Annotated in this window: 7 protein-coding genes; 6 read left to right on the plus strand and 1 reads right to left on the minus strand. The window is 49.9% G+C overall.

Annotation, left to right across the window (positions count from 1 at the left end):
- Window positions 1-34 precede the first annotated feature (34 nt).
- The 4 genes from ACEW9I_RS05310 (at window position 35) to ACEW9I_RS05325 (ending at window position 3844) form a co-directional block, all read left to right on the plus strand.
- Window positions 35-1153, plus strand: coding sequence for an L-dopachrome tautomerase-related protein (locus tag ACEW9I_RS05310; RefSeq protein ID WP_373539319.1), 1119 nt, complete (start codon window positions 35-37; stop codon window positions 1151-1153).
- A gap of 476 nt (window positions 1154-1629) precedes the next feature.
- Window positions 1630-2358 (plus strand): HAD-IA family hydrolase, encoded by a 729-nt coding sequence (locus ACEW9I_RS05315; protein WP_373539320.1) that lies wholly within the window; start codon window positions 1630-1632, stop codon window positions 2356-2358.
- Window positions 2359-2567: 209 nt separating this feature from the next.
- Window positions 2568-3071, plus strand: a complete 504-nt coding sequence (locus ACEW9I_RS05320; protein ID WP_373539321.1) for a pyridoxamine 5'-phosphate oxidase family protein — start codon at window positions 2568-2570, stop codon at window positions 3069-3071.
- Window positions 3072-3226: 155 nt separating this feature from the next.
- The gene (locus ACEW9I_RS05325; protein WP_373539322.1) at window positions 3227-3844 is read left to right on the plus strand and encodes a glutathione S-transferase N-terminal domain-containing protein; all 618 of its coding nucleotides are present in this window, start codon (window positions 3227-3229) and stop codon (window positions 3842-3844) included.
- Between the two features lie 87 nt (window positions 3845-3931).
- Here ACEW9I_RS05325 and ACEW9I_RS05330 read toward each other — a convergent pair whose 3' ends face one another.
- On the minus strand, window positions 3932-5572 hold the full coding sequence (locus ACEW9I_RS05330) for a radical SAM protein (protein WP_373539323.1): 1641 nt from the start codon (window positions 5570-5572) through the stop codon (window positions 3932-3934).
- A 200-nt stretch (window positions 5573-5772) separates the two neighbouring features.
- On the opposite strand from ACEW9I_RS05330, the gene ACEW9I_RS05335 reads away from it, so the two are divergent.
- Window positions 5773-6633, plus strand: a complete 861-nt coding sequence (locus ACEW9I_RS05335) for a DNA-formamidopyrimidine glycosylase (protein ID WP_373539324.1) — start codon at window positions 5773-5775, stop codon at window positions 6631-6633.
- 179 nt (window positions 6634-6812) lie between these two features.
- Window positions 6813-8201, plus strand: a complete 1389-nt coding sequence (locus ACEW9I_RS05340; RefSeq protein WP_373539325.1) for a DUF697 domain-containing protein — start codon at window positions 6813-6815, stop codon at window positions 8199-8201.
- Window positions 8202-8503: the final 302 nt, after the last annotated feature.

An 8503-nucleotide genomic window follows, 5' to 3' on the forward strand; every position in this document is an offset into this window, starting at 1 on the left:
CGACCGATATTCGATCGTCAAGCAAATAATCACCATGGTCAGTCAATTACAAAAATTACCAGTCGCCGCACCCACCGCCACCCTTGAAACCGTCGCTCAATTCGATGGTGCCATGCCCACAGGTGTTACCGTCTCCCACCAAGGGCGGATCTTTGTCAATTTTCCTAAATGGGGCGATGAAGTTGAATTCACCGTCGCCGAAATTCGTGACGGTAAAGCCGTCCCCTATCCCAGCCTGGAATTTAATCAGACTCAACCCGACAACCTCGCCGCCGCCCTCGTCTCCGTCCAAAGCGTCGTCATCGATCCACTCGATCGCCTGTGGCTGCTCGATACAGGTAGCCCGATGTTCCAACCCACTCAACATGGCGGCCCCAAATTGGTCTGTGTAGACTTGACAACCGATCGCGTCATTAACACCATTCTCTTCCCCCAGGATGTCGCCCTCCCCACCACCTACCTCAACGACATCCGCTTCGATCTACGCCAGGGTGATGACGGTATCGCCTTCATCACCGATTCCTCCGATACAGGTCCCAATGGCATCATCATCGTCGATCTCGGCTCCGGTGAGAGCTGGCGCAAACTCCACGACGACCCCTCCACCAAAGCCGAGATCCTGCTCGACTGTATGCCGATTGTCGAAGGTCAACCCCTGATGGAACGCCAAGCCGACGGCACCACCACACCGATGAAAATGGGCGCAGACGGCATCGCCATCAACGCCGAAGGCTCCCGCATCTACTACTGCCCCCTCATCAGTCGTCGCCTCTATAGCATCCCGATCGAATCCCTCGTCGATCGAGACATGGACGCCGAAACCGTCTCCGCCACCGTCACCAACGAAGGCGACAAAGGCGGCTGCGCCGACGGACTCGAATCCGATGCAGAAGGATACGTCTACGCCACCAACTTCGAGCAACAAGCCATCCTCCGCCGCATGGCAGCCGTTGGTGCATGGGAAACCGTGATCCAAGACCCCCGCCTGATGTGGACAGACACCATGTCGATCGCCACCGACGGCTACCTCTACATCATCGCCAACCAACTCCACCGCCAACCCAAATACCAAAAAGGTCAAGACCTCCGCCAAAAACCCTACACCCTCTTTCGGATTAAAATCGACGCCGAACCAGTGTTGTTGAGGGTCTAGGCTTTAGTTCTTATGTCTTAGGTCTTAGGTCTTAGGCTCTAGGGGTTAGGTAGATTGACTCCGCAAAACATGGTTTCTATGTGTAGGGGAGGGTACAGTACCCAACCCACTCAACCAAGCACCAGCCAAACCCTACCCCGTAGCCACTAGGTCAGTGCAACCCATATGCCCTGTCCATTACAGACAACCAATATGTGCAGGGGAGTTTGAGGGGCGATGCGCGCACGCCTTAGCAGATGCCGCAACTGCTCTCAAAGAGGCATTTATCTCTCACGGAGAAGTCGTCACACACCGATGACAACTAAGCCGCATAATAACGATCGATATCAATCCACTACGCTCCCCGCCAATCTAGCAATGAAGTAGCATCTCTCGCAAATAATCACGCTGCAAGCAGTACCAAAGGCTTACTTTGGTGCTTCCCCACTAACTACCACAAACAGCGATCGCCCAACTATCAACGATTAACTAACAACATGGCTCAACTCAAAGCAGTAATCTTCGGGGCGATCGGCACGATCGCCGAAACCTCGGACATCCAACGGCAAGCATTCAATAAAGCCTTTGCCGAAGCCGGACTCGATTGGCACTGGGACATCGCCACCTACCATGACCTCCTCACGATCAATGGCGGTCAAAACCGCATCCGCGCCTATCGCGATGCCGACCCAGCCCGCGCAGACGTCACAGATGAGCTGATTTCCCAGCTCCACCAAGCCAAAACCGCGCAGTTTGAAGAATTACTGGCAAATATCCCCCTCAGTCCCCGACCAGGCGTAGTCGAGCTAATCGATACCTGTAAAAAAGACAATATCCAAGTGGCATTTTGTACCTCTACTAGCCGCGAACATGTCAATGCGATCGGTGCCGCATTGTCTGGATTGTTGCCATTCGATCGCTTTGCCCAAGTCGTCACGATCGATCGAGTCGCTCAGCCCAAACCCGCCCCTGATGCCTATGTTTATTGTCTCGCACAGCTCGGCATCACCGCCGATGAGGCGATCGCGATCGAGGATACTCCCGTCAGCCTCAGTGCCGCCAAAACTGCCGGACTCACGACTATTGCCACTCCTGGAGCCACAGTCGCCGATCGAGATTTTTATGCTGCCGATCTGATCGTGCCTGACTTAACCAATCTCACTGTCGAAAACTTATCCTCATTACTCGCCGCCCGTTGGCATCAGGCTACCTATTTTAGTATGTAACCCGTCACTGCCGATCGCTCACCGATTTGCTCCGCCCTGTGTGGTAAATCCCACCAGGGCAAGTTTTCGATCTCATCCTGCAATCGAGCGATACATCCCTCGATCGACAGATGTCACACGCTTGGTAGAGATGTTTACAATATGTATGGAATCGATCGATCTCATTGAGCGCAGCTCGATCGCGTCTGGATGTTTGTAGCAGCTAAATTATGACAACCGCAACCGATCTCGACCGCTCTCTGGCGAAAATTCGCGACCTGATTAAAGATATTAACTTCTGTATGTTGACCACCATCGATGACGATGGCTCCTTACGGAGTCGTCCGATGTCTGTCAATGGCGAAGTCGAAGCCAATGGCGATCTGTGGTTTTTTACCTATGGTAGTTCGCACAAAGTGACCGAAGTCGATCGCCACGAGCAGGTCAACGTCAGCTTTGCCGCACCTGACAAGCAGTGCTATGTCTCCCTCTCGGGCACCGCCGAACTGGTCACAGACCGCGCTAAAATGCAGGAACGCTGGCAACCAGAACTCAAAGCCTGGTTCCCTCAAGAACTCGACGAACCCGATATCGCACTCCTGAAAGTGAATGCCACTACAGCAGAGTACTGGGATGCTCCGGCAAGTTGGGTTGCTAAAGCTGTGGGCTATGTCAAAGCGGCGACCACTGGCGAGCAGGAAAACTCGACCGAACACGCCAAAATCGATTTGTAATAATGGATGACCTGCTTCCCGATCTGTGACGGCGATCGTTTTGCTGTGCGCTGATGCCGCCAGCCACGTTACGGGACAGCCTTTGGTAGGTTACGAGTCTGACGGCATCCCGCCCTAGTGGAAGCCTTAGCAAATCACATCTAGGAAGCCAAAAAATGTCCCGAAAGACGATCGATCTTTACACATTCACAACCCCCAATGGACGTAAACCCATAATCATGCTGGAAGAAATCGATCTTCCCTATACCGTCCATGTTGTAGATATTACTAAAGGCGACCAATTCCAGCCAGAATATGTAGCGATTAATCCTAATAGCAAGATTCCAGCGATAATCGATCGAGAGACGGGACTGACCATTTTTGAGTCAGCAGCGATCTTAATTTATCTAGCTCAGCAGTCGGGGAAACTGCTACCAACTACTCAAAAAGAGCATTTTCAAGTATTGGAATGGTTGATGTTTCAAATCGGTGGTATTGGCCCGATATTTGGACAATTCAATCATTTCAAACAACATGCCCTTGAAAAAATACCCTACGCGATCGAGCGTTATGAAAAAGAAATTTTCCGACTCTATGGTGTCTTAGATGCTCAGTTAGCACACCATGAATATATTGCGGGTGACTACTCGATCGCTGATATCGCCACCTTTCCCTGGATTGCTAACGCCGAGATCGGCGGTCTGACATTAGTGGCATATCCCCATCTTCAGCGTTGGTTCGAGCTAGTTGGTCAACGTCCAGCAGTTCAGAAAGGCATGGCAGTAAAATTTTAGGTTGAGTACTGCAATACTGCAATCGGCTCGATGACAATCCAATAATTCTAGTGAATATACTGTAGGTAAATAAGTCGATCGTGTCAGCTATTTTACTCGCTTTGTTGGTGGCTGATGCTGGCTCGCTCGAAACTGTGATGTTGCCGATTCCAAATGTTTGATCAGCGTCGGTTGCGGTAAGGGTCCGATGATATGTTGCCACGGCAAGATTTGACCCAGATCCCAAGTTTGGTGGACATAAAAATCCAGCTCCGGTACTTTGCCTCGCAACTCTTTAAATGCTCGTCGAAAACTCCCGATCGAGTCTCCATAATTACGAGTGAGTTCGAGTAGAGATGACAACCGACGATCGCCTCTAGAAATTATCGCCTGAATCACCGACCAATTATAACTCTCAGGACGAAATTCGATCCCATTTGGTGTAAGTTGTTTTTGCAGTAACTTCATTCTTTTATCTGCTGCTTTATCTACTCCGAACCATTGAAAGGGCGTATGAGCTTTCGGTACAAAAGTGCTGCACCCAAATGTTAGTCGCAATCCTGGTACAGCTTTTTTGAGCGATCGCAGCATCGTCACTGTTTCATCGATATCGCTATCTTCTTCACCAGGTACCCCCGCCATTCCATACAGTTTCAATCCTTTCAATCCACCCGCTTTAGCATTGCTAGCAGCTTGAAAAATCTCATCGGTTGCTAATTTCTTATTAACGATATTTCTAATGCGTTCTGAGCCGCTTTCGACGGCGATCGTCAGTGATTTGCTATCCCGTTGAGCAAGGATTTGAGCCAGTCGCACCGTGACGGTATTCGTTCGTACTGAAGAGACACTCAACCGGACATCATCATACTGGGGATGGGCTAGGTGTTCTAGTAATGCTGGAAACTCTGGATGTTGAGTCACCGACGCACCGAGCAATCCGAGCCGATTTGTCACCTTCAAGCCATTGTCGATCGCCGGAATTAGCGATTCTTCGACACTAGCGACCCGAAATGGTAAGGTCAGATAGCTTGCCAAACAGAATCGACACATCTCTGGGCAACTGCGGACGACTTCGACCATGAAAATACTTTCCCAGGCGGCTTTTTCAGTTACGACGCTGGAGACAGAAAGGGTATTACCGCGATAGGTTTGTTTGGTAATAGTTGGTGGGATGCTACTATCGATCGGGATGATACTGGTAATCAGATGCTCGTCATATTCAACTCGATATAAGCTAGGAATATAAATTCCAGGTACTTGAGCCAGATGTTTGAGTTTGGTAAGTCGATCGGCTGTCCGTACCTGTTGATAAGCACTAATAAAATTTCCTAACAAATCTTCTCCGTCGCCTACTAAAATCACATCAAAGAAGTCAGCAAACGGCTCGGGATTGGCACTTAAAACTGGCCCACCACCAAATGTTAATGGATCGTTGTCACCGCGATCGCCACTCCGCAAGGGGATTTCTAGAGACTCCAATAAGTTGAGAATATTCACATAATCCAGTTCCCAAGACAGTGAAAATCCGACCAGTTCAGGCGATCGCGGTAAGGACTCCCGCACATCCGTAAATAATCGATAAATATCTACATCCGATCGCATGGCTAAAGTCGCCCACACCACCTGATAACCCAAGCTCGTAATCCCCACTGTATAGGTATTGGGAAACGCAAAGATCGTCGAAATCGCATCTCGATCGGGTGTAGCAGGCGTAAATAGTAAGTGTTCGGAGTCGAAGCTGGAGTTCACAGGCGAGGGTAGAGGGGACGAGGGGACGAGGGGATACTTGTGTCACTTTTCACAATTTGCACTAGCTATGAAGTGGGGGACTGAAAGTGGTAAGGATGCTCACTATTCACCATCCACTATCCACCATTCACCATTCACCAATTTGTCGAAGCATTTCTAATCTCGGTTAGGATAGACCCTAGTTACTAGTCTAACCACTAATGCCAGAATTACCTGAAGTCGAAACAGTGCGTCGAGGTTTGGATCGGTATACACTCGATCGCGGGATTACTGGCACTGAGATATTATTAGCACGGACGATCGCTCATCCCGAAACACCTCAAGAGTTTGACTTTGGTTTGCAACACACTCAGATCCAGAGTTGGCACCGCCGAGGCAAATATTTGTCCGCCCAACTGATCTCAACCAAGACACAGCAGGCGGCTGGCTGGTTGGGGGTACACTTACGCATGACAGGGCAATTGCTGTGGGTACAGAGCCAGACAGAGCTGCACCAGCATACCCGCGTGAGATTGTTTCTGGGCAAAGATTGGGAGATTCGATTTGTCGATCAGCGCACATTCGGACAAATGTGGTGGATTCCCCCCAGCAAGCAGCTAGAGCAAGTGATGACAGGGCTGACAAAATTGGGGCCAGAACCATTCGATCTGGCGTTTAGTGTCGAGTATTTTGCTGCCAAACTCCAGAAGTCCCAGCGCAATATCAAAACCGTCATCCTCGATCAAAGCTTAGTCGCCGGATTGGGGAATATCTACGCCGATGAAGCTCTATTTATGAGCAAAATTCATCCTAGCACGCCTGCAAATAAGTTGACGATTGCCCAGATCGAACTGTTGCATGAGTCGGCGATAAATGTCCTCCAAACCTCGATCGACCAAGGCGGTACTACCTTTAGCAATTATCTCAGCGTTCAGGGTACCAATGGCAATTATGGCGGCATGGCGTGGGTATACAATCGCACCAAACAACCCTGTCGGGTGTGCGGTACCCCAATAGTTAAAATCAGGTTAGGCGGTAGGGGAACGCACTATTGTCCTCATTGTCAAGTTGAAGCGATCTAGGGTGGATGGTGGATGGTGAATGGTGAATGGTGAATGGCACGGTTGTTTACTTCTTGGGTGGGAGGGCAGTAGGAGTACAGAGATCGACATAAAGACATAAATGATGAATAACTATCAACTATCCGTTAGAACCTAATTTGATGCTAGCCTAGTGAATAAGTCCGCCGTGCAGCTAGAACATGAGCAATCTTGAGACAAGTACCAATTCTCCCGCACCTACATCATTAGATCTCGATCGCGCTAGAGCGAGTTTACAGCAAAGTTTGTCTCGTTATGCCGCCGAAAAAGTCGGTACAGTTTCTCCCAGCTTGCAGAGCGATTTAGACGCCTTAGCGTACACATTAACCAAGCTCGAACAGACTAGTTACAGCATCGCCGTATTTGGATTGGTCAGTCGCGGCAAATCAGCAGTCCTCAACGCCTTGATCGGAGAAAAAGTCTTAGAAACTGGGCCACTCAACGGCGTCACCCGATTTCCGCGATCGATCCGCTGGTCGCCAGATGGTACTACCCAGATTGACCTCATCGATACTCCTGGTTTGGATGAGATCGACGGCGAAGCCCGCGCGACAATGGCTGCCGAAGTCGTCCGCCAAGCCGACCTGATCTTGTTTATTATTGCAGGTGATATCACGCAGTTAGAATATCAAGCCTTACGCGAATTGCGCCTCGCCCAAAAACCATTATTGTTAGTATTTAATAAATCCGATCTCTATCCCGAACAAGAACGTCAAACTATCTATCAGCAGTTACAAAACTTGAGCGGCGATACCGTCAGCGATGAATTATTGCAACGATTGCTATCGGCGGATGAAGTAGTAATGGTAGCCGCAGATCCCGCACCCATCCAAGTGCGGATCGAATATCCCGATGGCACCAAAAAATATGAGTGGGAACAGCCCACCCCCCAAATCGCCCCCCTCCAGCAAAAAATTCAAGAGCTACTCGCACGGGAGGGTCGATCGTTATTGGCAATCAATGCACTGGTTCAAGCGCGCTTAGCTGAAGGTAATTTGGCAAAAATCACCCTCGATGGGATGCAGTCAGAGGCTAATACTCTAGTGTGGCGATTTGCTCAGTATAAGGCGATCGCCGTTGCTGCCAATCCGATCGCCATTTTTGATGTCTTGGGTGGCGTAGTTGTCGATGCGATCCTGATCGGATCGCTGGCGAAGTTATACAATCTCCCGATGACCAAGTATGAGATTCGCAAGCTGCTCAGTGGTGTTGTGTTTAGTAGTGCCAGTTTATTGCTAGGTGAGCTAGCCACTGGCGTCGTCTTTGGCGTCGGCAAAACCACTGCACTCATCATCAGTGGTACGTTCAATGTTGCTGCTCTACCTGGCTATCTCGGTGCAGGTGCAGTCCAAGGTGCGATCGCTGGTTATGGTGCTTATATGGTCGGCAAAGCTGCTCAGACTTATCTATCCACAGGTGCTACCTGGGGTCAATTGGGAGCAAATACCGTCATCCGCGAAATACTCGATCGCATTGATGATGCCACGATTATCGCCCGCTTGCGGGATGAGTTATTACCCACCCCTGCACCTGAAGATCCACCCGTGTAGCCAGGTGGTTAGGACAGATCGGATCCCCGACTGTCTTGTCTCGCTAAACCGTCGGGAAACCCGACGAGCGCGAGCCGCTTCTTGGAGAAGTCGGGGATCTAGCCTCGCAAGTAACTAGTTAACGTGAGTATCTCCTGTCGGAGAGGCTACGCCAACGGGTTAAACCTGAGTTCGATGAGGCTAGCCTCATCATCAAATCAATTACCTGACTGTGTTTGAGCCAATCACTACCAATCCTCAAAAACTAAGTGTTTCATAAATTATTATCAATAAGCTCTGCTTGTTGATAATTAGCGGTCATT

This window comes from Chamaesiphon sp., assembly GCF_041738855.1.
GTDB lineage: Bacteria > Cyanobacteriota > Cyanobacteriia > Cyanobacteriales > Chamaesiphonaceae > Chamaesiphon.